This is a genomic window from Nonomuraea typhae (assembly GCF_009760925.1).
GTDB classification, from domain to species: Bacteria; Actinomycetota; Actinomycetes; order Streptosporangiales; family Streptosporangiaceae; genus Nonomuraea; species Nonomuraea typhae.
On the sequence record NZ_VRLV01000012.1, the window covers coordinates 178,468 to 202,254 of the forward strand.

24 protein-coding genes are annotated in these 23,787 nt (G+C 68.7%); 13 read left to right on the forward strand and 11 right to left on the reverse strand.

Annotated features, from left to right (window positions below):
- Positions 1–83 precede the first annotated feature (83 nt).
- The 7 genes from FVE25_RS37245 (at position 84) to FVE25_RS37270 (ending at position 9,655) form a co-directional block, all read left to right on the forward strand.
- Positions 84–3,458, forward strand: coding sequence for a phosphodiester glycosidase family protein (locus tag FVE25_RS37245; RefSeq protein ID WP_157252176.1), 3,375 nt, complete (start codon positions 84–86; stop codon positions 3,456–3,458).
- A gap of 92 nt (positions 3,459–3,550) precedes the next feature.
- Positions 3,551–5,146 (forward strand): amidohydrolase family protein, encoded by a 1,596-nt coding sequence (locus tag FVE25_RS37250; protein WP_157252177.1) that lies wholly within the window; start codon positions 3,551–3,553, stop codon positions 5,144–5,146.
- A 36-nt stretch (positions 5,147–5,182) separates the two neighbouring features.
- Positions 5,183–6,715: a phenylacetate--CoA ligase family protein gene (locus tag FVE25_RS37255; protein ID WP_157252178.1), complete on the forward strand. Its 1,533-nt coding sequence runs from the start codon at positions 5,183–5,185 to the stop codon at positions 6,713–6,715.
- Positions 6,716–6,974: 259 nt separating this feature from the next.
- A complete protein-coding gene (locus FVE25_RS54525) occupies positions 6,975–7,124 on the forward strand; it encodes a hypothetical protein (protein WP_219825807.1) in 150 nt (49 codons plus the stop codon).
- 16 nt (positions 7,125–7,140) lie between these two features.
- Positions 7,141–7,470, forward strand: a complete 330-nt coding sequence (locus FVE25_RS54530; protein ID WP_219825808.1) for a tyrosine-type recombinase/integrase — start codon at positions 7,141–7,143, stop codon at positions 7,468–7,470.
- A gap of 122 nt (positions 7,471–7,592) precedes the next feature.
- Positions 7,593–7,970 (forward strand): hypothetical protein, encoded by a 378-nt coding sequence (locus FVE25_RS37265; protein WP_157252179.1) that lies wholly within the window; start codon positions 7,593–7,595, stop codon positions 7,968–7,970.
- Positions 7,971–9,358: 1,388 nt separating this feature from the next.
- On the forward strand, positions 9,359–9,655 hold the full coding sequence (locus FVE25_RS37270) for a hypothetical protein (protein WP_157252180.1): 297 nt from the start codon (positions 9,359–9,361) through the stop codon (positions 9,653–9,655).
- Positions 9,656–9,775: 120 nt separating this feature from the next.
- On the opposite strand, the gene FVE25_RS37275 is transcribed toward FVE25_RS37270, so the two are convergent.
- The 6 genes from FVE25_RS37275 to FVE25_RS37305 all read right to left on the reverse strand — a co-directional run bounded on the left by FVE25_RS37275 (position 9,776) and on the right by FVE25_RS37305 (position 16,634).
- Positions 9,776–10,795, reverse strand: coding sequence for an ISAs1 family transposase (locus tag FVE25_RS37275; RefSeq protein WP_157252181.1), 1,020 nt, complete (start codon positions 10,793–10,795; stop codon positions 9,776–9,778).
- A gap of 293 nt (positions 10,796–11,088) precedes the next feature.
- Complete coding sequence (locus FVE25_RS37280) at positions 11,089–12,228, reverse strand: HEAT repeat domain-containing protein (protein WP_157252182.1); 1,140 nt, start codon at positions 12,226–12,228, stop codon at positions 11,089–11,091.
- Positions 12,225–13,319 (reverse strand): hypothetical protein, encoded by a 1,095-nt coding sequence (locus FVE25_RS37285; protein ID WP_157252183.1) that lies wholly within the window; start codon positions 13,317–13,319, stop codon positions 12,225–12,227. The genes FVE25_RS37280 and FVE25_RS37285 overlap by 4 nt, the downstream gene beginning before the upstream one ends.
- A 381-nt stretch (positions 13,320–13,700) precedes the next feature.
- Entirely contained in the window at positions 13,701–14,897 is a 1,197-nt protein-coding gene (locus tag FVE25_RS37295) for a methyltransferase domain-containing protein (protein ID WP_157252184.1), read from the reverse strand.
- 4 nt (positions 14,898–14,901) lie between these two features.
- A complete protein-coding gene (locus tag FVE25_RS37300) occupies positions 14,902–15,834 on the reverse strand; it encodes a radical SAM/SPASM domain-containing protein (RefSeq protein ID WP_157252185.1) in 933 nt (310 codons plus the stop codon).
- Positions 15,835–16,364: 530 nt separating this feature from the next.
- Positions 16,365–16,634 carry a hypothetical protein gene (locus FVE25_RS37305; protein ID WP_157252186.1) on the reverse strand — a complete coding sequence of 90 codons (270 nt, stop codon included), beginning with the start codon at positions 16,632–16,634 and terminating at the stop codon, positions 16,365–16,367.
- 101 nt (positions 16,635–16,735) lie between these two features.
- On the opposite strand from FVE25_RS37305, the gene FVE25_RS37310 reads away from it, so the two are divergent.
- Together FVE25_RS37310 and FVE25_RS37315 are read left to right on the forward strand one after the other, a co-directional pair.
- Positions 16,736–17,485, forward strand: a complete 750-nt coding sequence (locus tag FVE25_RS37310; RefSeq protein ID WP_219825809.1) for a helix-turn-helix domain-containing protein — start codon at positions 16,736–16,738, stop codon at positions 17,483–17,485.
- Positions 17,482–17,973 (forward strand): NUDIX domain-containing protein, encoded by a 492-nt coding sequence (locus FVE25_RS37315; protein ID WP_246268024.1) that lies wholly within the window; start codon positions 17,482–17,484, stop codon positions 17,971–17,973. The genes FVE25_RS37310 and FVE25_RS37315 overlap by 4 nt, the downstream gene beginning before the upstream one ends.
- Positions 17,974–18,168: 195 nt before the next feature.
- Here FVE25_RS37315 and FVE25_RS37320 read toward each other — a convergent pair whose 3' ends face one another.
- From FVE25_RS37320 to FVE25_RS37330, 3 genes are read right to left on the reverse strand one after another with little or no spacing between them, the layout of a single operon-like run.
- Positions 18,169–18,423: a hypothetical protein gene (locus FVE25_RS37320; RefSeq protein ID WP_157252188.1), complete on the reverse strand. Its 255-nt coding sequence runs from the start codon at positions 18,421–18,423 to the stop codon at positions 18,169–18,171.
- Between the two features lie 4 nt (positions 18,424–18,427).
- Entirely contained in the window at positions 18,428–18,703 is a 276-nt protein-coding gene (locus tag FVE25_RS37325) for a hypothetical protein (protein WP_157252189.1), read from the reverse strand.
- Positions 18,703–18,903 carry a hypothetical protein gene (locus tag FVE25_RS37330; protein WP_157252190.1) on the reverse strand — a complete coding sequence of 67 codons (201 nt, stop codon included), beginning with the start codon at positions 18,901–18,903 and terminating at the stop codon, positions 18,703–18,705. Before FVE25_RS37330 ends, FVE25_RS37325 begins: the two co-directional genes overlap by 1 nt.
- A gap of 722 nt (positions 18,904–19,625) precedes the next feature.
- Here FVE25_RS37330 and FVE25_RS37335 point away from each other — a divergent pair.
- The gene (locus FVE25_RS37335; RefSeq protein WP_157252191.1) at positions 19,626–20,540 is read left to right on the forward strand and encodes an IS982 family transposase; all 915 of its coding nucleotides are present in this window, start codon (positions 19,626–19,628) and stop codon (positions 20,538–20,540) included.
- Between the two features lie 29 nt (positions 20,541–20,569).
- Here FVE25_RS37335 and FVE25_RS37340 read toward each other — a convergent pair whose 3' ends face one another.
- Entirely contained in the window at positions 20,570–20,707 is a 138-nt protein-coding gene (locus tag FVE25_RS37340; RefSeq protein ID WP_157252192.1) for a hypothetical protein, read from the reverse strand.
- A 230-nt stretch (positions 20,708–20,937) separates the two neighbouring features.
- Positions 20,938–21,777 carry a helix-turn-helix domain-containing protein gene (locus FVE25_RS37345; RefSeq protein WP_157252282.1) on the reverse strand — a complete coding sequence of 280 codons (840 nt, stop codon included), beginning with the start codon at positions 21,775–21,777 and terminating at the stop codon, positions 20,938–20,940.
- A gap of 97 nt (positions 21,778–21,874) precedes the next feature.
- On the opposite strand from FVE25_RS37345, the gene FVE25_RS37350 reads away from it, so the two are divergent.
- The 3 genes from FVE25_RS37350 (at position 21,875) to FVE25_RS37360 (ending at position 23,780) form a co-directional block, all read left to right on the forward strand.
- Positions 21,875–22,588, forward strand: a complete 714-nt coding sequence (locus FVE25_RS37350) for an SDR family oxidoreductase (RefSeq protein ID WP_157252193.1) — start codon at positions 21,875–21,877, stop codon at positions 22,586–22,588.
- A 111-nt stretch (positions 22,589–22,699) separates the two neighbouring features.
- Entirely contained in the window at positions 22,700–23,329 is a 630-nt protein-coding gene (locus FVE25_RS37355) for an SRPBCC family protein (protein WP_157252194.1), read from the forward strand.
- 160 nt (positions 23,330–23,489) lie between these two features.
- The gene (locus tag FVE25_RS37360; protein WP_157252195.1) at positions 23,490–23,780 is read left to right on the forward strand and encodes a hypothetical protein; all 291 of its coding nucleotides are present in this window, start codon (positions 23,490–23,492) and stop codon (positions 23,778–23,780) included.
- The last annotated feature ends 7 nt before the right edge of the window (positions 23,781–23,787 follow it).

The window sequence follows — 23,787 nt, forward strand, 5'->3', positions numbered from 1 at the left end:
CCACCTAACCCGGACGATGAAATTTTCTTTTAGTTCATCCCTGGGTCTTGAAAGTTATATCCGCGAGCGATTGAGTTCGGGGCGTGATCGCCCTCAAACTCACCGCTGCCGCGGCGCTCGTCTTAACCGCCGTGGCAGATCCGCAGACCCCCGTCGAGGACGCGCCCCGGGCGTCCTCGTACCCGCCGCCCTCCACCCTCGTCGCGGCCCCCGCGCCGAAGTACCTGGAGACGGCCAAGAAGAGCAGGCCGGTCGCCCCCGGCATCACCTTCACCGCCTTCGACCGCTACGACGCGGCCGGCTGGCTGCGCGCCGACGCGCTCACCGCCGACCTGTCCGGCGGCGTCAAGGCCGGCTACCTCAACTCCGGCGAGGTCTCCAAGACCGAGCCGCTGTCGGGCCCGGCCAAGCGCGCCCGCGCGGTCGCCGCGGTCAACGGCGACTTCTTCGACATCAACCGCTCGGGCGCCGCCCTCGGCATCGGCGTCCAGAAGGGCGCGCTCGTCCAGTCGCCCAGCAGCGGCTGGAACAACGCCGTCGCCCTCACCGGCGAAGGCGTCGGGCGCGTCCTCACGATGTACTTCGAGGGCAGCGCCACCCCGCAGGGCGCCGCGCCGATCGCCCTCACCCAGTTCAACCAGCTCATCCAGCCCGACGGCGTGGGCCTGTTCACCCCGCTGTGGGGCGGCTACACCCGCGCCCGCGCGGTCGAGGGCGCCGCCAAGGTCACCGAGGTCGAGCTCAAGGACGGCGCCGTCACCGAGATCCGCACCGCGGCCGGCACCGGCCCCATCCCGGCCGGGACCACCATCCTGCTCGGCCGCGACGCCGGCGCCACCGCCCTGGCCGCGCTCAAGCCCGGCGACAAGGTGGACGTGCGCTACCAGCCCAAGCCCTCCGACGGCGGCCAGGTCGAGACCGCCATCGGCGGCAACTACGTCCTTCTCAAGGACGGCGTCGTCCAGAACTCCACCGACCAGGCCGCGCACCCGCGCACCGCGGTCGGCTTCTCGGCCGACGGCAGGAAGATGTACCTGCTCACCGTGGACGGCCGCCAGGCCGACAGCCGCGGCGTCACCCTCAACGAGCTGGCCGCGATGATGGCCGAACTCGGCGCCCGCAACGCGCTCAACCTCGACGGCGGCGGCTCCTCCACCATGCTCGCCCGCGAGCCCGGCGCCACCGAGCCCCAGGTCGAGAACAGCCCCTCCGACGGCTCCGAGCGCCCCGTCCCCAACGGCCTGGCGCTCTACGCCCCCGAGGGCAGCGGCCGGCTCAAGGGCTTCTGGCTGGAGACCGCCACCGACCCGGCCAAGGCCCCCGGCGTCGGCCCGGTCCCGGGCGGCCGCCCCGACCGCGTCTTCCCCGGGCTCTCGCGGCGGCTGACCGCCGCCGGTTACGACGAGACGTACGGCCCGGCCGCCGGCGCGCCGGTCTGGCTGACCCGTCCGGCCGTGCACGGAGTCGTGGACGGCAAGGCCGTCTTCCACGCGCTCGTGCCCGGCCAGACCGAGGTCACCGCCACCCGGGGCCGCGCCAAGGGCACGCTGGAGCTGACCGTGCTGCAGCCGCTGGCCCGCCTCGGCGCCACCACCGACCGGGTCGGCCTGGCCGGGACCGGCGCCGCCGGCGGCTTCGGCGTCGTCGGCTACGACCGCAACGGCAACTCCGCGCCCATCGAGCCGGGCGACCTGTCGCTCGACTACGACAAGGCGCTGTTCGAGGTGACGCCCACGGCAAGCGGGTCCTTCACCGTGAAGGCCAAGCAGGACAAGGGCGCCGGGCTCATCACCGCCAAGGCGGGCCGGATCACCACCGCGGTACCGGTGACCATCGGCACCGAGGAGCAGCAGGTCGCCGACTTCGAGAACGCCGCGAGCTGGACCTTCGCCGCCGCCCGCGCCACCGGCTCGCTGTCGGCCGCGCCCGGGCAGAGCGGCGGCGGGCTGAAGCTGTCCTACGACTTCACCCAGTCCACGGCCACCCGCGCCGCCTACGCCAGCCCGCCGCAGCAGCTCGTCATCCCCGGCCAGCCGCAGGCGTTCGGGCTCTGGATCAACTCCACCGGCAAGGGGGAGTGGCCCTCGCTGGAGTTCTACGACGCCCAGGGGCAGTCGCAGATCCTGCGCGGGCCGTTCATGACCTGGACCGGCTGGAAGTACGTGGAGTTCCAGGTGCCGCCTGGGGTGTCGTACCCGCTCAAGCTGCGCCGGTTCTACGTCGCCGAGACCAAGGCCGAGGCGAAGTACACCAACGACATCCTCATCGACGGGCTCGTGGCCAAGGTGCCGCCGCCGATCCAGGCGCCGCCCGCGCAGAAGATCGCCGACCCGGTCGTCAAGGCGTCCGTGGACGGCATGCCGTGGCGCTTCGCCGTCATGTCGGACGCCCAGTTCGTGGCCCGCGACCCGGACAGCGACATCGTGCGCAACGCCCGCCGTACCCTGAAGGAGATCAAGGCGGCGAAGCCGGACTTCCTGCTGATCAACGGCGACCTGGTGGACGAGGCATCGCCCGAGGACTTCGCGCTGGCCAAGCGCATCCTCGACGAGGAACTGGGCGGCGAGCTGCCGTACACCTACGTTCCCGGCAACCACGAGGTGATGGGCGGGAAGATCGACAACTTCAAGGCGGTCTTCGGCGACACCTACCGCAGCTTCGACCACAAGGGCACCCGCTTCGTCACGCTGGACACCTCCCGGCTCAACGTGCGCGGCGGCGGTTTCGACCAGGTGGCCTTGCTGCGCGAGCGGCTCGACGCGGCCGCCAAGGACCCGGCGATCGGCTCGGTGGCGGTGCTGTTCCACGTGCCGCCGCGCGACCCCACGCCCGGCAAGGGCAGCCAGCTCGGCGACCGCAAGGAGGCTGCGCTGGTCGAGCAGTGGCTGGCCGACTTCCAGCGCTCCACGGGCAAGGGCGCGGCCTACATCGGGGCCCACGTCGGCACCTTCCACGCCTCCCGCGTGGACGCCGTGCCGTACTTCATCAACGGCAACTCCGGCAAGAACCCGGCCACCGCGCCCGACGACGGCGGCTTCACCGGCTGGTCGCTGTGGGGCGTCGACCCGGTCACCCCGCGCGAGGCCGAGCACGTGCGGCGCAACTGGTTCGCCGACGCGCCCGTGTGGCTCGGCACGCAGGTGCGCCCGCACGTGGACGAGCTGACGCTGACCGCGCCCGCCTCGGTCCAGGTCGGCCGGCCCGGCACGGTGGCGGCCGCGATCAAGCAGGGCGCCCGCCAGGTGCCGGTCGCCTATCCGGTCTCCGCGGTGTGGAGCGGCTCGCCCGCGCTGCACGTCGGCGCCCGATCCGGAGCGCGGCCGTGGCACCGGGCCGTCCTCGACCCGGCCACCGGCACCCTGACCGCGCTGCGTGAAGGGTCGGTCGTGGTCGCGGTGACGGTCAACGGCGTCAAGCGCGAGGCCACGGTCGCCCTGACCGCCAGGGCCGCCGCCTGACCTCCTGCTCCACCGGGCCCGGTGCGCGTGACCCGTGCGCCGGGCCTCTCCGTCCTTCTGCGGTACGGCCCGCCGGGTAGAGTGCCGGGCCCATGGGGCGAATCGTGTTCACCGGAGTGACCGTCTGGGCCGGGCGGGACTGCGTGCCCTCCGAAGGATGGCTGCTGGCCGACGGCGCCAGGATCCTCGGCTCCGGCTCCGGTGCGCCGCCGGTCGCCGAGGCGATCCCCTTGCCCGGTCACCACGTGCTGCCCGGGTTCGTGGACACCCACACGCACCTCACCGTCGCCGCGTGGCAGCCCTCCGGCGGTGACGCCGCCTCCTGGCGCGGCATTCCGGACGCCCTTCACGCGGTACGGCTGGCCGCCCGGGCCGCGCCGGAGGCGCCCTGGCTGCTGTTCTGGAACGCCTCCCTGCACGCCTGGCCCGAGGGGCGCCTGCCCACGGCCGCCGAGATCGACGCCGCGGCACCGGGGCGGAACGTGCTGATCAGCGGCATCGACCTGCACCGGGGGGCCTGCTCGAGCCCGGCGCTGCGCCTGGCCGCCGGACGTCCGGCCGACCTGAGCCGGGACCGCCGCGGCCGGCCCACGGGCGAGGTGTGGGAGGCGGCCTACGGGGTCGTGCTCCGGCACGCCCTGGCCGCCTGCGCGGACGCCGCGGGCAGCTCGGGCCAGGAGCCGCTGCTCGCCGAGGCGCGCCGGCACCTGGCCTTGGGGATCACCCACGCCCACGACCCGTACGTCCCGCCCAGCCGCCACGCCGCCATGCGCGCGCTGGCCGCGGCCACCCCGCTGCGCCTGTCGTGGGCGGCCGGGCCCGAGACGGGCATCTTCGACCCGCCCGCCGATCCGGCCGCCCTCCCGGAGGGCCCGTACGGCGAGGCGGGCAAGGAGGTCAAGATCTTCCTGGACGGGGCCGACCGGTGCGCCCTCAGCCTGCCGTACTCGGCGCTGCCCGGGATGATCGCCGGCACCCTGCGGGAGTCCGTGCGCCGCCGGGCGGTGGGGCCGCTGCGTGAAGGCATGGGCAAGAAGCTCACGTTCGGCGGCGGCCGCGTCGGCACGCCGTACCTGCGCTTCACCGGGGCGGAACTGGTCAGGACGCTGGCCGCCTACGCCGAGGCGGGCTTCACCCCACGCCTGCACGCGCTGGGCAACGCGGCCGCCGCCCAGGCCGCCTCGGCGCTGGCGGAGGCGGGGGTGACGGGGGCGATCCTGGACCACTTGACCGCCCTGGACGCGCGCACGGCCGATCTGATCGCCGGGGCCGGGGCCATCGCGGGGCTGCAGCCGGGGTTCGCCGCCCGGTTCGGCGCCCAGTTCGAGACGACCGGGCTGCACCGGCACCTGAAGATCGCCGGGGCGGGGCAGCTACGGAGGGCGGGGGCGGCGACGGTGTTCAGCTCCGATCATCCGTGCGGCTTCCTGGACCCGCTGGTCAACCTGCGGCTGGCGGCCGGCCGTACCGGGACGCAGCCGGAGGAGGCGGTGGAGCGGAGTACGGCGGTGGCGGCGGCGAGCACCTGGGCGGCGGCCTCGATCGGCGCGCCCGGCGCGGGCGGGCTGGCGGCGGGGGAGTGCGCGGACCTGGTGGTGTGCGACGGGGACCCGTTCACGGCGGGCACACGGGTCGTCCAGACCTGGGTGTCCGGAAATATCGCGTGGAAGTCTGATAGCGGGAGTTAAGCGATCATCAATGGGGATTCGCTAGGTTAACCGGCCATGACCCGACTGAGTCCCAGTCTGGGGCCGCTCACCCCCCGCCAGCGCTGGCGCAGAGCCCGGCTCCAGGCATACTCATGGCTCCTGACCGGCGCCTACCGGCTCGGCGCTCTGCACCCGGCGGTGTGGAAGTTCGTGGCCCGCTCCTACCACCCCGTGCTCGACCGGGTGGCCGCCCGGCACGCCCGCCTCGCCTGCCAGTTCGCCGCCGTGGACGTGCCCGCCTACCGCGACTTCCTGGTCAGACACGGCGCCGGGCAGGCCAGGCGGCTGCGCGACTTCCCGGAGACCACCAAGCAGAACTACGCCGGTACCTACGACGAGCAGAGCCGCTGCCAGGAGGGCAGACTCCACCGGCCCGGGGTGATCATCGACGAGTCCTCCGGTTCCAGCGGCAAGCCGTACAACTGGGTGCGCGGACCCCGCGAGCTCAAGGGCATCTACCGCAACGCCGCCGGCTACATCGAGCTGGTCTTCCCCGGCCGCAAACTGTTCGTGATCAACGCCTACTCCATGGGCGCCTGGGCCACCGGCACCACCACCGGCACCGCGATGGCCCGCATCGCCATGGTCAAGAACACCGGCCCCGACCTGGAGAAGATCGTCGACACGCTGCTCCACTTCGGCCCCGGCTACGACTACGTGGTCGCCGCCTACCCGCCCTTCCTCAAGCACCTGCGCGACCGCCTCGACGCAAGCGGCTTCCCCTGGTCCGAGTACCGCATGCGCGGCATGGTCGGCGGCGAGGGCATGACCGAGGCGCTGCGCGACTACCTGGAGGAGCGCTTCGAGGAGGTCCGCTCGGGCTACGGCGCCAGCGACCTGACGATCGGCATGGGCGCCGAGACCGGCTTCACGGTACGGCTGCGCAAACGCCTGGCCACCGACCAGCGCCTGCGCGAGGCACTTCTGGGCCCGGGCGAGCAGCGGCTGCCCATGATCTTCCACTACAACCCGCTGGAGACCTACCTCGAGGTCAACGACGCCGGCGAACTGCTGTGCACGATCAACACCAAGAGCTGCCTGCAGCCCAAGCTCCGCTACAACGTCGGCGACGAGGCGGTCCTGCGCACACTGGCCGAGGTCAAGCAGGCCCTGGGCCCCGGCTACGCCGCCATGTGGACCGACGAGCGGATGAACCTGCCGCTGCTGTTCCTGTTCGGCCGCAAGGACTCCACGATCTCCTACATGGGCGCCAACCTCTACCCGCAAGACGTCGAATACGGCCTCTACCAGGGCAACCCGTACGCCGCCTCGATCGCCCGCTTCTGCCTGTCGCTGGAGGAACTCCCCGGCCTGGAATACCGCCCCGTGATCAACATCGAACTCCGCGAAGGCGCCGACCCCGACCGCGAGGAACTGGCCGCCATCTGCAGCAAGGGCGTCGTGGCCCACCTGAGCCACGTCTCCCGCGACTTCGCCGAGTCCCTGAGGGAGGACCCGAGCGCCGCGGACCTGCGGGTCAAACTGTTCACCCAGGGCGAGGGGCCCTTCGCCGGGCTGACGAAAATGAAGAACGTCTACCTGGTCTGAGCGATCTGGGTGAGACGGCAGGTGACCTGCGTTTCTTAGCTGGCTCCTGCACCTGCGCGCCGAGCGCAAGTCGCAGAACACGGTGAAGAGCTACGGCGACGGGGTTCGCGGATTCCTGAAGTGATGTCACGCCAACGAGGTGGAGCCAGAACTCACCCGCACGCTCGTGCGGACGTTTGTTGCCAGCCTGCTGGAGACGGGAGCCGAGGCCACGGCGGTGAGTTCGCGCCAGCACGCAGTGCGACTGTGGTGCGGATAGTTGGCCGAGGAAGGTGAACTTGAGGGCGACGAACTCGCCGGCCTCAAGCTCCCCAAGCTCGATACCAAGGTCGTCCCCATCCTCACCCTGGACAAGCTTAAGGCCCTCATCAACGCCTGCAGGAAGAGACTTCGTGGACAGGAGGGATGAGGCGATCGTCCGCCTCATGGCAGAGACCGCCGCACGAGCCGGTGAGATCGTCGGCATGGCCGTCCCCGACCTCGACCTGCCCATGGGCATGGCGGTCATCCGGCGAGGCAAAGGCGGCAAGGGGCGCAGGGTGCCATTCGGCCCTCAGACCGCTCGGGCCATCGACCGATACCTGCGCATGCGACGGCGACATCGGCTCGCCGACACTCAAGCGCAATGGCTGGGAGACCGCGGAAAGAGTTTCGGCTACCCCGGCCTCTACCAGACGCTGATGAGCCGCGCTGAAGCGGCAGGGATCGAAGACTTCCACCCGTACGTGCTGCGCCACACTGGCGCCACGAGATGACTGGCAGCCGGAGGCTCGGAGGGCAGTCTCATGGCCGTCGCCGGCTGGTCAAAGCGAGAGATGATCGACCGCTACACCGCGGCCACGAAAGCCGAGTGCGCCGCAGAAGAGGCCGGAGCCAAGTGGATTGGCTGAGCTGGCCGGACGGCGACAGCGTTGAGGGCACCTCTCGCATCGTGTCGCTGAACCCCAGCAAGGCCGAGCGGCGTGAACAGGCTCGCAGGCAGTTGCGGACCATGCTGACCGGGGCCGGGCTGCGGTGCCTGCTGGACATCGCCTGTGCGCGACAGCACCGGGTAGGAGAGGTCTGGGCCACCGCCGAGGGTCCGGTGTACGTCGCGCGGATCCGCTATGAACGAATCGGCTGCAACGCGGTCGGCGAGGCCCGCAGCGTTAAGCACGAGCAGCTGATCTACGTCGACGACCTGAGTGACTCGACCTCATGGCTGGAGCATCCGGACCGGCTCCCGGCGGGGGTGCCGCTGCCGGAACGTCTATGAACTCACATGTAGCGCGTCTGTCGCGAGGTAACTTTGAACTCGACATAGCCTCGTCCGTACGGTCGTAGACCTATGTCGCCTCGAAAACGACACGGCCCCGCTCTTCTCCCCGCTCCGGCAGGGGAGGAGGCGGGGCTTCTTCACGTTGTGCGCCTACGCCACAGCTAGAAGTAGAGGAACCGCTTCGACGATGTCGGTAGGGCCGGGCACCATGGTGGCGTGCAGGTGGCCTCCGGTGCCGGCTGCCGGGCGTCCTGCGTCAGGTTGCCGCAGTTGGGCGGTACGCACAGTGTGAGCGCTGGCACTGGCACACGTGATGCCTCCCAGGGCAGGGCATTGGCTGGATAGATTCCGGCGATCATCGCGAAGGCTATTGCCGCTGTGGTGACGCTCAGCCGGTAGGTGTTCCGCATGGGTGTCCTTTCTCGGGGCCACGGCTGCCTTGCCCCCTTCGGGGAGGCAGGGCATCTTTGTGCTGTCCGGCTACGCGGCGGTTAGAAGTAGGCGAAGTACCAGCCGCCGAGTGACCAGTCGCAGGGGGAGACGGTGTAGCCCTGCTCCTCCATGAGGCCGGCAGCTATGGCGCATGAGCCGTACTCGGCGAAGGGGCCCATCACACCTAGTTGAGCCTTGGGCGTGGTTGTGGCTGGGGCGGCCACAGTTGAGGCTGATGCGGGCGCAGGAGCCGCTGCAAGCAGGGCGCCGGCCGCCAGAGCGGTGGCGGCGATGAGCCGAGAGAAACCCATGATCACCCCTTCGGGGTTGAGTCATGACGCTGGGCGGGCTGCCAGTCGTCCTCGAGCCAGTACTCGAACCACCACCATGGCCGGCGGCGTAGTTGCATCCTTCGCGGGGCCGAACCGGGTAGCCATCGCGGGCTCTGCCGCCCATGGCGAAGAGGCAATCTAGCTTGCTGTTCCAGTAGCCCTGAGGCACCCACATGCCGCCGCTTGTGGATGTAGGCGCGGTCTTGGTCGTCTCGAGGATCGAGCTGGCGGCTTGGGCTGGGCCGGCCATGGGCACCAGTTACGGCGGCGGCCAGCGCGGTGCCTGCGACAAGTCGGGTTAAACGCATGATGTTCCCCCGTTGAGTGGCGATCTGGTGTGCGCTTCCAGCGCTAGCACCGCCCAGTTGATGGGGATCGGTGCCGTGGAGCCGATCTATCAACGCTGATCAACTCAGCGTGCACATCCCACGCTAGGAACCGTCGTCCGGTTTGCTCTACGACTTTCACGCGTGCTTGAAAGTCCCAGGCCAGAGGTGTGCCACACGAGGGCTTCTTTGTGTGTGAGGAACGCACGGGTACCGATGATGTGCGCCTCTGGGCTGCCGTGCGGCTTCGGTCTATCGTCCGCGCAGGACGAAGATCGAGCGAAGGGGGCTCCATATGATCACTGCGGTCAGAACCCTTGCCGCCGCTGCACTAGCCACCGTCGCCCTGGCGGTGTCCGTCCCGGCCGCGAACGCATCCTCCTCCGGCTACTGGACCTGCTCGGACGGCGACTACGTCTTCATCTCCGACGGTTGGGGCTACAACGTCTACGGGGACGGATGCGTCGGCCAGGGGTCGGGCGACGGCCCCATCATCCTCACCTCGGGCTACTGGGCCGGCTCCTACTACTGCCTCGACACGCGGGTGTGGGGCGGCGGCTTCGTGCAAGGCATGCACTGCGTCCCGTTCTAGGGGCTGGGCGGTGTCGGTGTCCGGCCGCCGGGCCTGCGCGCCCTGACGGCCGGACTGGTCCCTCGCCGTAGGGGCCGCCCGCCCCTACTGGTTTATGGGCGTTCCAAATACGGGATAGGTTCACACCGGCTTGTCCTCATCCGGACACAGCAGAGCCCCGCCCGTGACTCGTGGAGCGGCGCCGGTCCGGACTTTGGAGGCGTCCTCGCGGTAGGTGACGTCGCGGATGTGGTGTAGCGCCTCGACGTTCCAGTGGCTGCGGATCAGGGTGGCGATGTGGGCGTGGGTGGCCAGGCCGGGCGGCAGGCTGGCGATGGCGTAGATCGTGACGATGGTGGTCTTGCCGGTCTTGTGATCGGTGCGGCGGCGTTTGACCTGGATGGCCTGGACGGCGTGGGGGAAGGACAGGCCGGGCCGGACCATGCAGATCTTCATGCGGCGGATCTCGCGGCGGCCGTGTCCGCGTTCGTCGGTGCGGTCGTTCAGGAACGCCTCGCGCCAGGGCAGGGCCTTGAGCCGCCGGTGGAGGGTGGGCTGGTTGCCCTTGACGATGAACAGGTAGTGACCGCCCGCGGCGACGATCTGGCGGGCGTGTTCCTGCTGGGTGTGCAGGGCGTCGGCGGTGACCACCGAGTTGGTCAGGTCGAGGTCGGACAGCAGGGGTGCGAAGGCGAGGATCTCGTTGCTTTCGGCCACGATCTGGGCTTGGGCGGCCACGACCTGGGTGTCGTGGCGGGTGGCGGCGAGCAGGTGGGTGACGGTGCCGTCGCTGATGCGGCTGCCGCGTAGGGTCTTACCGTCGACGGCCAAGCCGGTGATCGCCGGCCGGCGGGTGAGGCGGTTCGTGCCGGCCTCGGGTGGGGCGACGGTGCGCGTGGCCAGGTAGGCGCAGGTCGCGGAGTCGAATGCGTCACCGTCCAGGCGGGATAGGAGTCTTCCCAGCGTGCTGGCGGCCAGTCGTGCCGTGCCGGGCAGACCGGCCCGGGCGCGCAGGGTGGGATCGCATCCGGTGATGACCCGGGTGATCTGTGCCAGGGAGGTCGCGCCGCCGTGCACGGCAATCAGTGATAAGGCGAGCAGCGGGCCGAGCCGGTAGCGGCGTCCGCGGCGGCTGCGCGGGTCGGGCACCGTCTCCAACATCGCGGCCAGCGTGGGGCAGGTCGGTCAGCGGGCGGGAGGGCGTGACGTGCTCCCGGTGGCCGGCGAGCACGTCGATCGGGGATGGCACGCGGACGCGGCCCCTGTTCTTGATCGACTGGCTTAGACAACCGACGATCATCAGGGGTCGCGTTTGTTATCTGTCCGCTGGGGTTCTTCAGGCTCGTGTCCCGGCCCGCCTCTTCACCGACGGCGGCCAATCGCTGCACCCATCGTCATCGCCACCATCAGCGGCAAGGGGGGCGCGGGCTGATCGTCCACTCAGGTGGCAGCCATCAAGAGAGCTGGTCGGCGACGAGGTCTGCGGCCCTGAGCGGGTCCCCGCCCGCGCGGTCACGGAGCTGCTCGACCGACCAGTGGTATGTGTCATCGCACGCCGACAGGGTGAGCCCAGGTTCGCATATCTCGCCGTGCACGCCGAAGTCGAGGCCGGGCATATGGCTGTGCAGCGCCTGGGTCAGGTCGGCGGCGAAGGCATCGCGAGCGGCGCGCGCCTCAGAATTACACTCGCGCAGTGCCTCGGCGACGTCGTCGCCCACGTAGTCCTCCAGGTACGGCACCAGCGCCGGATCCCCCAGGCACGCGACCGCCGTGAACATCCTGCCGCTGACCCCGCCCCTGTCCAGGATTCGCTCCACGTGCGGTGCGATCTGGCGATCCCGACGGCGGGCCAGCCCGGCAATGGCCTCCTCACGCGCCTCGGTGTATTGATCATCGACACGTGCCCACAATGCCTCCCGGATCGCCGTGCTGTCGGCCTGGCACTGCGTTCCCAAGGCGAACGTCGCCCAGTCACGTACCTCATCCTCGGGATCGGCGCTCAGCCGGATCAGCGCCTCGATCACGGCATCGTCTTCCTCGCAGCCCATCGGCAGCGACCACGCGACGTAGTAGCGGACGTCCTCATCAGGATGATCGGCCATGCGCAGCAGCTCCGGCACGGCTCGTTCATCACCCGTGCAGCCCAACGCCCGCGCGATTGCGGCCTGGACGGAATGATCGGTCTCCGACGGGATCAGGTCCAGGCATGCGGACAGCACCCGATCCGGCAACGACTCGTCGGTGTGCACCAGGCAACCCAGCAGGTCAAAGCCGATCTTTCGCTCGGCCGCATCGAGCGACCTCACCATTGTGAAGCCCAGCTCGGAGGCGGTCTCCGGGTCCTCCGTGGCCTTCGTCACCAGTTGCCACGCCTGGTCGTGGTCGCCCGGGTGGGTGGCGTTCCTGGCGAGCTCGACCGCCTCGGCGATGAGTTCCATGAGGCGGATGGTCGCATGCCGTGCGCCGTTCAGCCATTCGTTTTCTTCAGGGCGGGTTCTTCTCCCTGGCCGCTCAGTCTGGCGTTCGTGACGACGGCCCAGGGACGTCTCACTGATCGAGAACGCTTCAGCCCTGGGATCCGTCAGGAATGTCACGACGCCAGATAGTCGAGGACGAAGCCACAGACGAAGAGATAGAAGCCGAGCCAGCGCAATGGGTGGGCAGGTGGATCACGGTCGAGAAGATCCCGCTGCCACTCAGTGACCGCACGTATCGGCATGTAGATGAGCTGCAACCATGCCTCATACAGCTGCTTTGGCCGGATGGCCATCAGTGCCATCAGCGCCATCATGCTAAGGCCCGTCGCGAGGCGAAACCCATCACTCTTCGGAAGTAGATCGCCCACGCTGAGCGCGAGCCATGCAAACGCCAGGATCAACAGCGTCGCCATACCAACCCCGTTCACAACCCGGCGCCGTTGCCGGGCCTTGCGAAGGCGAAACGCTTGTTCGGGAGATAGATCTCGCTCCACGAGATCACGCGCCATAGATGCGAGCCGTCGTTCCTGATGGTGATCAATGACGATGTCGATGAACTGCGCGCGGATCGCCTCGTACTCCTGTTGTGAGAATGGCGATTCTGGTGGAACCCGCGCAATTTTTGCCAACATTGGTGAGCCCCGTCGCGCTTCATTCCTGGGGCCCAGCACCACCGGGGTGGTGATCACATGCTCGCGGAGCCAGTTCTCCGCGGCCAGAAACTCGTAAACGCTTCTGCGTTCAGAGATTCTCGGATCGATATCCTGGAGTCGCTTTCCGGCCCGCTCGCCGACCTTGCGCAGCGTTTCTGCCGGGATAAGATCGAGAAGAACGGCGAGGCCGGCGATGAACTGGAGCCCTTTCCCGATTCGCCCCCACCACAGCATCGGGGCAAAGCCCAGCCTGGCGTCCTTCGTCTCGCTTCCGGCCAACCAGGTCGCGAGGACATCCGTCAAGCCATGGCCTAGACCCCACACAATCGCGATGACGGCCACTCCGCCGTACAGGTAACGGCGCGTCCTCTTGCGCGTCTTGTCGCTGAGGCTGCGCCACAGCTTGATCCATGGCTTGGCCAGCACAACGATCACGAGGACGGCGAGGATGCCTAGGAAGAAGCCGTACGCGAGCCAGTCGTTTTCGACTACGTACACGGTCATCCACGCAATCACACCCACCATCAGGATGTAGACCGCTCGATGCTTCGACACCTTCACAGGAAAGCGCCTGCATCGCCTGCTTGCACATGCCATCCGCAGACAGGACGATGACATTTCGGCTACGAAACGATCAGAGCAAGGCGCGCTCTGAGGTCCCGTCCAAAGCCCAGCGTCCGGCAACTCGGCTCGGCCTCGGAATCGTCCGTGCACGGTAAACGAGGTGTACTGGGATTTACTACGCCAGGCTAGCTCCTGGGGCATCTACGGCAGGTGAGGGGTAGCCTCGTACGCTGGTCGAGCTTGAAGCCGGCACCGGGTTGGCACGGGACACTCTCTGCAAGGCGGTCCTGGTCCTCAAGGACAAGGGCCTGGTGCAGACCGTCAAGGGCATGGGCATCTATGTGATCTCGTGGGAGACTTGACCGTTGTCGCTCACGGGCCGACGACTTCGACGATCCGCCAGGGCAGGTCGATCCACAGGTACTGGCCGGCCGGGCTGACGGTGATGCCGAACCGCTCTGGTGTGGGGCGCCCGGCACGGAGCCACGCCATGAACGCGCGCTCCACCTCTTCCCACACGCGTCGGCCGCCGCCCTGGGTGACCTGGACTTCGGTCCTGCCGTAAGGCCCTGCGGCTGTGGCCCAGCTGTCGCCTTGCGTATCCCCGGCACGGGCGGTGAAGACGGACACGCCATCGCTTCGGGGATGCTCCCAGCCGTGGTCGTACACGGCTACCTCGGGTGCCGCGCCGGCCAGGTACACCTGAAATCCCTTGGAGAGCGCGTTGGTCACTGCCGCAGGATCGAGCCGGCTCTCGGTCACCTGCACGTCGATCGGGCGTGAGTCCATCGGTCCGAGACGAGCAGGCTGACGCATGAGCATGTAGGACGCGCCCGCGCCCAGCATGCCCATGGCGGTCCCGTCGTCGAGGACGTCGAGGCGTAGCTGGTGTCCCCAGGCGCCTGATGGCGGCATCCAGGGCAGGACAATCACGCCGCCTGGCCGGGTCTGCTGGACCCATGCATGGGGGATCTCACGGATTCCGCAGGTGACGTGGATGCGGTCGTAGGGTCCTCGGTCGGGGCATCCGAGCGTGCCGTCGCCGACGAGGACGATCGGATCCGCGCCGGCTTCTTTGAGGTTGGCGCTGGCGACGGCGGCCACGCCTTGGTCGACTTCGATGGTGGTGACGTGGTGGTCACCGACACGCTGAGCGAGCATGGCTGCGGTCCATCCGGTGCCGGTGCCGATCTCCAGGACACGGTGGTGGGGAGCGAGGTCGAGCAGTTGGAGGAACTCGACGGCTACATGCGGGCTCGACAGCGACGATGTGGGTGAGCTGGTGGTGTCGGTGAGGGGGGCGCCGCCGTTGGCGCGCTGGGTGACGATCGCTGTGTTGGTGTAGACGGCCGTCCACCAGGCGTCGGGGTCTCGCGCCTGGTCAATGGAGTGCTCTGGCCTGTCGTCCTGAGGTGTGGCCCAGGCCCGCTGAGGCACGAAGAGATGGCGGGGGACCTTCTCCAGCGCGTCGAGCCATGGCCGGCTGTGCGGGTCAGCGGCGTCCAGGACGCCGGCGCCGAGTAGGTAGCGCGATAGGTCGGGCACGTGGGCCGCGTGGGTGTGGTTCATCCGTCTACTTCTGCTTGGGCTGGCACTTGAAGTTCGGGTTGCACTGCGGGTCGACTGGCTGGTTCGGGGTGCACTTCTGTTTCGGCGTGCAGCCGTCGCCGCCGCCGGGTTCGTTGACGCCGGGGTTGCAGCCGGGGGTGCAGTTCGGCTCGCATGGCCGCGAACCGGCGGCGTTGACGGCGGGCAGGATCTGCTGGTGTGAGAGCTGGCGCGTGGCTGCCACCAGCGACGGTAGACCCGCGGTGCGGACGTTGCCAGCGGAAAGCCAGCGCGACATCGGGCAGGGGATGACCGATCCGTCGGGCAGGATCGCCGCGACGCCGTCGCCGCATCGGCCACACAGCTCGGAGGCGTCGCATGGCGTATGGGCGGGCCGGCCGAGGAGCCTCACGTGGTCGATGCCGACCCTGGTCACGCCGAGGTCCGCGAGCTGCGCCATGGCCTGGTCGATGCGCTGGCCGTCGTGGATGTCGATGATGCCGACGCGGATGGGGATGCCCATGGTGACGGCCTGGGCGATGTTGCTTCGGGTTCGGTGAAGGGACGGGCGGCCGGTGATCCGGAGATGCTGTTCGGGGTCGTCGGTGTAGTAGGACGTCGCGAGTCGTACGCCGGGCTGGGCGAACACCTCCCACAGGGCGGGGGAGACGTGGACGAGGTTGGAATACACCTCGACATGGAGGCGGCGGCCGAGCGCGCAGGTGATCAGGGTACGCAGGTCGGGGTGCAGGGTGGGTTCGCCGCCGATGAACTGAACCATACGGGCGCCAAGCTGAGCGGCCTGGTCGAGCGCGGTGATCCAGTCGGTGAGGGTCATGCTGCCGTGGGTGCCAGCTGGGCCGGAGTCGGCGTAGCAGTGGCCGCAGTTCAGCTGGCAGTGGCCGGTGATCTCTGCCCAGAGGAAGTCCAGGGCGGGTGTGGGTGGTGCCGTGCTCATAGGTCCTCCTGATGAGACGGGGTGCGGTCCCGCCCTACCCGGATGGGCGGGACCGCTGGCGACCAGGCCAACGGGGGATGGCCTGGTCGGGGCCCGATTCGGGCCCTTCCCGAAGTCCGGATGAGGTCGGCGGACTTCGCCGGACCGTCGGATCGGCCGGGTGCTTGGTGGGGGGCCTCGTCCCGGCACCCCCTCCGAGACCGAAGACGAGGCCGCTCGCCCGGGCGCCGCCGCTACGGTACGGCGGCGCTCGGGCTGCTCAAGGGGGACTGGCGGGCGGCTTGGAGCCGACCTATCTGGGTCGCGAGTTTCGCGGCGAGCTCGGGGGGCGGAGCTGGCGACGATGATCGCGCTGATGCCGGCGCGGGCCAGTTCGGGAGTGAGTTGCCGTCGGAGCTTGGCACTGGACTGGTCGTCGAGGACCTCAATGTCCCAGCCCGGGTAGTCGTGACGTAGCAGCTCCAGCTGCCGGGCGACAGAGGGCAGCGCGGCGGCAGACGCCTGGGAAGGGGACTGGCCGCCGCGCTGGGTCATCGGACGCTCTCGGGCTTGGCGACGAGGCCCAGCTCGGCTCGGCGCTCGTCCTGGGTCTGAACCGCGACTCGCAACTGCTTGGCAGAAGCGGCCCCCACGGTCCGCTCCAGACCGGCGTGGGCACCGGTCTGCTCGACCGAGACGCCCCATTTCCGAGTGGCATACCAGTCGGTGAGGTTTCCTCTTGCGTCTCGGCCGCGCCAGAAGCTCCAGTTCGGGAAGGCCGTCCTGAGGTCAACCGGCTGATCTGCCTGGACCTGCGTCATACAGGCAGCATGCGATGCTGGCAGTGGACAGCGCTTCTACACCGCTAGACATCTAAGGACATCTTCTATCAACTAGATGGTGAATGATGTCCTTCGACAGGATGACCGTCATGGTGAACGAAAGACTCCGCCGCACCATGCTCCGCGCCGGCTTGGACCCCGAGACGCTGGCCGTACGCGCGGAGGTGAGCGTCAAGAGCGTGGAGCGATGGCTTCACGGTACATCTGTTCCGTACCCCAAGACCCGCTACAGGGTCGCGGCGATTCTCCAGGAGGACGAGTCCTACCTCTGGCCCGATGCCATCGACAAGGCCGCACTCATCGGCGCGGAACTGGTCGCCAGCTACCCGCGACGCAACGACGTCCCGCATCACCTCTGGACTGAGATCCTCTGTGGTGCCGAGCGCAACGTCGACCTGATCGCGTTCGCCGGCCTGTTCCTGGCCGAGGAGCATCCGGACTGGATCCCGACTCTGGCTGCCAAGGCAGAGGCCGGCGTCCGCGTCCGGCTTCTGCTGGGTGACCCGAACGGGCAGCAGCTCGCCGCACGAGATGCTGAGCACCGGATCGGTGGCGGGGTGGCCGGCCGAGTGACTGCAGTGCTGGCCTACTACGGGCAGCGCACGCCGCCCGGCGTGCAGATCCGCTTGCACGACACCCCGCTGTACAACAGCATCTACCGCTTCGACGACGAGATGCTGGTCAACGTCCACGTGTACGGCATCCTCGCCGCGTACACCCCGACGCTGCATCTGCGGCGCGTGGATGGGGCATGGTTCAACACCTATGTCGAGTCCTACGAGCGAGTGTGGGCTTCGGCCCGCCCCTGGGATCGGAGGCCGTTGACGTGACGGAGACGCGGCGCGTCGACTTCTGGCAGGATCCGGACGCGCCGAAGGCGACCAGTCGGAAGGCATCTGCGAGTGTGTTCGTCCAGGACGAAGGGGGTCGGATCCTGCTCTTGCAGCGGACCGACAATGATCTATGGACGATCCCAACCGGTGGCGTGAAGAAGGACGAAACCGTCGCTGAGGCCGGTGTGCGCGAATGCCGCGAGGAGACCGGCCTTGATGTCGAGGTGGTGGGCCTGGTGGGTGTCTTCTCTACTCCTGACCACCTCATCGCCTACGTGAAAGGCGACAAGATCAAAGAAGTGAGGCAGCCGATCAACCTATGCTTCCGGGCCCAAGTGGTGGGCGGAGAACTAGCTCCCGACCCTCAGGAAGCGCAAGTAGTGGCCTGGGTTGATCCAGTGGAGCTGGACACGTACAGCATTCACCCCGCCATCCGCCTGCGAATAGATCGGGCGCTTGCAGGCGGCCCACCTTTTCTAGGCTGAGTACCCTACGTGTGGTAGGTGGCGAACCGCACGGCCAGTGGCGCCTGGGAAGCGCACTGTTCCGGCCGTGCGGCAGTTCGCTCTCGCCCGGGCTTCCTGCTTCTATCCCCGATCGCGAGCGACCCTCGCGTGCGGTTACGCCAACTCCGGAACGATGCATGATCATATGTATTCGAACGTTCTGGTGGAAGATCTTCATACAGTAGAGATTTCTCCACCAGTCGGTGAACGGAAATAGCGCGACAGATCGGACCTCTGACATTTATGGTCGAAGTGGCGCCTGGGACAGGGAGCCCGTCCCTGGCGCATGAGCGCGTGCGCCGACTCCTTGGTGATGCGCAGGATGCCGACGATGTCGCCGAGCGTGTACTCGCCACCCTCTCGCGCGGCCCGCGCGGCGCGGGCGATGGCCCGCTTGCGGCAGTTGGCGAGCTCGGCGGGCTCAGTCACGTGGTCACGGCGGGGCATCAGGAGAGGTCCCGTCCGTGTGAAGGCCCGGACCGCTGCGCAGGCGGATCGGGTACCCCCGCTCAGCCGCCACGCGGAACGGGCCTCTGGCGGAGGGGGTGAGAAGCACCTCGAACACCACCCGGCCGCCTCCACCGCGGTGCTGGAGCTGGCGGGCGTCGCTGATCACCAGGTCGGGGTGGGCGCGCAGCCACAGGATGACGACGGCCAGCACATCCTCCACACTTGCGGCGTCGTCCGCCATCGCCCGGAACTGAACCATCAGGGCATCTCCTCGGTCGTGATCATGGTGGTCCTGGTCCGGCTGGAAGCGCGGAGCCGAGCGGCGCCCTCGCTCTGGGCGATCTTCCGGCGCGCGACCTTGAGCGGCCGGTCGAGCTGGTCGAGGATCTCGCGCACCTTGGCGATCAATGCAGGGACGTCGCCAGCCCTGGCCCAGGGCGTCCAGATGCCGTCGACCATGCGGGGTACTGGAATCCCAGACCGCGTGCATGAGTTCGTGGGCGCCCATCACGACGTGGTCCCAGTCGTCGGAGGAGAAGTTGTCGCGGGTCAGCGCGGTCATGACCCCGCCTCCCGGTTGCTCGGCGTTTCAAGGTCAGCTGTGGACTGACTTCTCACCTCGTGGGGCATGTCGAAGGAAGCAGCGCAGGCTGGCCCGCAGGAAGGCGCCCCGGTTCGAGGCCGAGCGCTTGGCGGAGGAAGAAGGGTTCCAGCTCTTCTCCGGAGAGTTCGGCCGATTGCGTTCCCATGCATGGTCTCCCTGGAGTGGAGCGGCTGCCACCCATGGGCCGATCGATCGATCTCAGTCAAAGATAAGTCAGAGTCAACGCTCCCGAGTGACATGCGTTTCCGCGAGGTAGCGCAGCGTTCACCCGTCGATAGAGAATATCTACGTGGTCTGAGATGACTGGCTTGGCCGGCCTGTGAACTGGATCTTATGGTCTGCCCGAGCATCCCTGAGGGACCTCGCCGGTGACGAGGATGCCGTGTTCATCCCGCAGGACATGATCGATCGCATCCGGACCGGTGAGTGAGCCGTAGCGGCGAACGGCGGCGCCCCGCTCTCCCATCGGAAGGCGGGGCTGTTTTCGCGCCATTTCTGCATGAGCTGCGTCCGCGTCTAGATGATTGATGCCAAGGCGTAGCTGCGGAGATAGGGCGAGGGCGCCCAAGCTCGATGTGTGACTAAAGAGTTAGACACCCTCGCTACCGCACTGTACGTGCGGATCGATGATGTGTTGAAGGCCCAGCCGCAACTGGCTCCGTGCCGGCCGAAGGTCGGTATCGCGCCGACGCTCAGTGATGCCGAGCTGGTGACTCTGGTGGTGCTGTCGGCACTGCTGGGCTCCACCTCTGAGCGCCGCCGGCTGCGGTATGCCCGTGCCGATCTGGGCGCGATGTTCCCGCGTCTGCCTGGCCAGCCGGGCTGCAACCGGCGGCTGCGCAACGCGTGCGGCCTGGTCGCCTACATGATCCGGATGCTCGCCGCCGACACCTCGCTGTGGAGTGATGATGTCTGGGTGGCCGATTCCACGCCGATCGAGTGCGGCCGCTCGAGGGAGACCGCCCGCCGCTCGGCGCTGGCCGGGTGGGCGGAGTATGGCTACTGCGCTTCTCACTCCCGGTATTTCTGGGGGCTGCGGCTGCACCTGCTGTGCACGCCGGGCGGGCTGCCGGTGCTGTTCGCGCTGTCCGGTGCCAAGGCCGATGAGCGCGAGGTGCTGCTCGGCATGCTGCGGGCGGCACCCGACGTGCTGGCCGCCCACCCGCATCAGACGATCATCGCCGATCGGCAGTACTACGGCCGCCGGTTCGAAACTGAACTCACCGAGCGTGAGTTGCATCTGCTGCGCCCGGCCCGCCAGGGCGAGCCGGAGCGGCCCGGCGCAGCACTGTTCAAGCCACTGCGCCAGATCATCGAGTCGATCAACCAGACCTTCAAGGGCCAGCTCGACCTGGAACGCCACGGCGGCCGTACCCCTGCCGGCGTCATCATCCGGGTGCTGACCCGCATCCTCGCCCTGACCAGCGTGATCTGGGTCAACGACAAAACCGGCCAGCCGATCAAGCGATCTCTGATCACCTACGATCACTAACCGTAGCCAGACCCCTTGGCATCACTCATCTAGCGGGCGACCTCGTGGCTCACGACGTGCGTGGAGCTCGTGTCGTTGCCCTGCGTCGAGGCGGGAAGCGCGGGAGCCACGCTCAGGCTGAGGCCGGCCAGAAGCGCGGCCAGGTATTTCACTCCGTGCGGTTGCATGATCTTCTCCTCAGGGTTCCGCGAATCACGTGGACACTGTGCCGTCCGCCCGCGAACACGGGTTCGGACCGGGCGGTGTGCCTCCCACGCTAGGAACCGTCATGCGATGTGCTCCACGACTTTCACGCGTGCTTGAAAGTCCCAGGTCATGGGGCGATCGGCGGATCCTTGATCACCCGGCCGCGAGCGGCAACGCGTTTACGGGGCAGAATGCGGTCAGGTCTGGCCACCTATTTCGCTCGTGGCTGCAACGCTCCTTCAGAGGTCTGCATCGCCAGCAGGACCAGGGCATCGTGTTCGGCCGTGCCGGGCGCGGCCTGGTAGAGGAGCAGGCGCTGGCGGTCGCCGCCGGCGGTGAGCACCTCGTTGGTGAGGGTCAGCGGGCCGATGACGGGGTGCAGGAAAGCGGTCTCGCCGCCGCGTTTGACCCAGACGTCGTGCCGGCGCCACAGGGCGGCGAACTCGGCGCTTGCCGCGGAGAGTTCGGCGACCAGTGCCGCGGCCGGTTCCGGCGCGTCGAGCTCGGCCGTGTGCAGGTGGGCGACGCAGTTGCGGGCCACCCGGTCCCAGTCGGCGAAGACGGTACGGGCCGCCGGGTGCAGGAAGGTGTAGCGGATCGTGTTGCGCTGCCCGGCGGGCCAGTCGCCGAGTCCCGGCATCAGCGCCAGGCCCTCGGGGTTGGCGGCCAGTACGTCGTTGACGGGGTCGAGCACGTAGGCCGGGCTGGGCCGTACCGACTCCAAGAGCAGCAGTAGTCCGGGGCGGGGCGGCTGCACCGCGAGGGGGCGGCGGCGAGGTGTCCGCCCGGCGGCGCGGTCGGCGAGGGCGAGCAGGTGGGCGTGCTCGTCGCCGGTGAGTTTCAGGGCGCGGGCCAGGGCGTCCAGGACCGAGTCGCTGGGCGCGGTCTCGCGCCCCTGCTCGATGCGGGTGTAGTAGTCCACGCTCACTCCGGCCAGGGCGGCCAGCTCCTCGCGGCGCAATCCGGGGGTGCGCCGGCGGCCCGGCCCGATGGGCAGGCCGACCTCGGCGGGGCCGATCCGGCCGCGTCGGATCCGGAGGAAGTTCGCCATCGCGTTCACGCTCTCGAGTCTGCCATGGGGTGGCCGTGTCACCCCCAGGAACGGCGCGGCCTTCCTGCGCGGCCGGACAGCGGCGCAGACTCCGATCATGACGAATACGTTGATCATCGGCGGAAGCTCGGGGATGGGCCTGGCCTTGGCCAGGACCATGCTCGCCGACGGGATGGATGTGACGATCGCCGGGCGTTCCGCCGACCGCCTCGCGGCGGCCCGGGCGGAACTGGCGCGGGCCGGGCACGGGAAGGTCCGGACGGTGCCGGCGGACATCAGCCGGGAGCAGGACGTAGCCAATCTCTTCGCCCAAGTGGCGCGCGTGGATCACGTCGCGGTGACCGCCGCGGACGCCAGCGGGGTGTACGGCCGGACCACCGGCATCACCACCGCCGCCGCCAGGGCCATCATCGACATCAAGCTGCTGGGCGCCTGGCTGGTCGGCAAGCACGCGGCCGGGCGGGTGACGGGATCGATCACCTATACCTCCGGCATCAACGCCTACCGGCCGAACGGGTCGAACACCATCGTGGCCGCCGCCAACGGCGCGCTCGCGTCACTGGCCTGCGGACTGGCCCTCGAACTGGCCCCCGTCCGGGTCAACGTGATCTCTCCCGGCTGGGTGGACACTCCCCTCTGGAACCAGATCGGCATGGACAAACAGGCCGCCTTCACCGACCTGGCCGGACGTCTGCCCGCCCGCAGGATCGGCACCCCCGACGACGTCGCCCAGGCATTCGTGTCGTTGACCCGCAACGAGTACATCACCGCCACGGTGCTCCACGTCGACGGCGGGCACCGCCTCACCTGAGCACACCGGCCGGCGGCGCGGGGGCGGTCGTCGATTGACGCCCGCACAGGATGCGTTATAGGCTCTAACTAACAATCTACTATATAGCGCATCTGACTGAGGAGAACGATCGTGTTTGGCACTCACTCGACCTCTCGTCGCCGGACTGGCGCGCGTGCCGCCCTGCTCACGGTTCCGCTGGCCTGCGTCCTCGCCGTCACCGCGGCACCCGCCGGGGCTGCCGCCCCTGATCGCGGCGCCCGCCCGGCCTCGCTGACCTGCCAGGGCAAAGGCGTCGACCCGGCCGCCCAGGCCCGCCACCGGAGCGAGATCCTCATTCAGGCGCCGCTGCGCACGATCTGGAATCTGCAGACCGACGTGGAAGCCTGGCCCTCCTGGCAGAAGCCCGTCGCCCCCATGACCGTGAAGCGCCTGGACCCGGGCCCGTTGCGCAAGCACTCCCGGTTCCAGGCGACCATCCAGCTGCCCGACAACCCGCCGGCCCCGCCCGGCACGGTGGTCATCACCTCCGAGGTCCGGCAACTCCGGTACGGCACGTGCATCCGCTGGGCCGGACCGGCCGACGGCCCCGGCTACCACATCGACGGCGTCCACGTCTGGACCTTCACCAAGGTCCGTGGCGGCGTCCTGGTGCGTACCGAGGAAAGCCACGCCGGCCCCCAAGCCAACCCCGACTCCGATATGGGCCTTGAAACCTGGCTCAAAGACCTGAAAGCCGCCGCCGAGGCCGCGCGGGCGTGACGGTCGCGAAATCCCGCCACTATTCCGAATGGTTTGTCGATATTGTGCCCTCGACGAGCCGGCCGATCCGGCTCGGTCGCGTTCGTGCAGGTGGGTGCGGCGCTCGCAGGTGAAGAGAGAATGTCTATCTTGTACGAGTTGTTGGCATTACCGTCCAGGCATGTCTGTCAAGCGCTTAGCCACCGTCGCCGCAGCGGTCCTGCTCGCGGTGACCACCGTGTCCGTGCCCGCCCAGGCCGCCGGCACCTGGCAATGCCAGGAGGGCAGCCGCTACTGGCTCGGGGGAACCAGGTACAACATCAAGGGGAGACCCTGCACCGGATCTGGGACCGAGAACGTGTCGGTGCACATCCGGTTCGGTGCGATATGGGACTCGTTCCGATGCCCCAGGGTGACCTATCTCCCCGCGGACCAGCGCATCGAGGCCCTGTCCTGCACCCTGCTGCCCTGAAGGACCG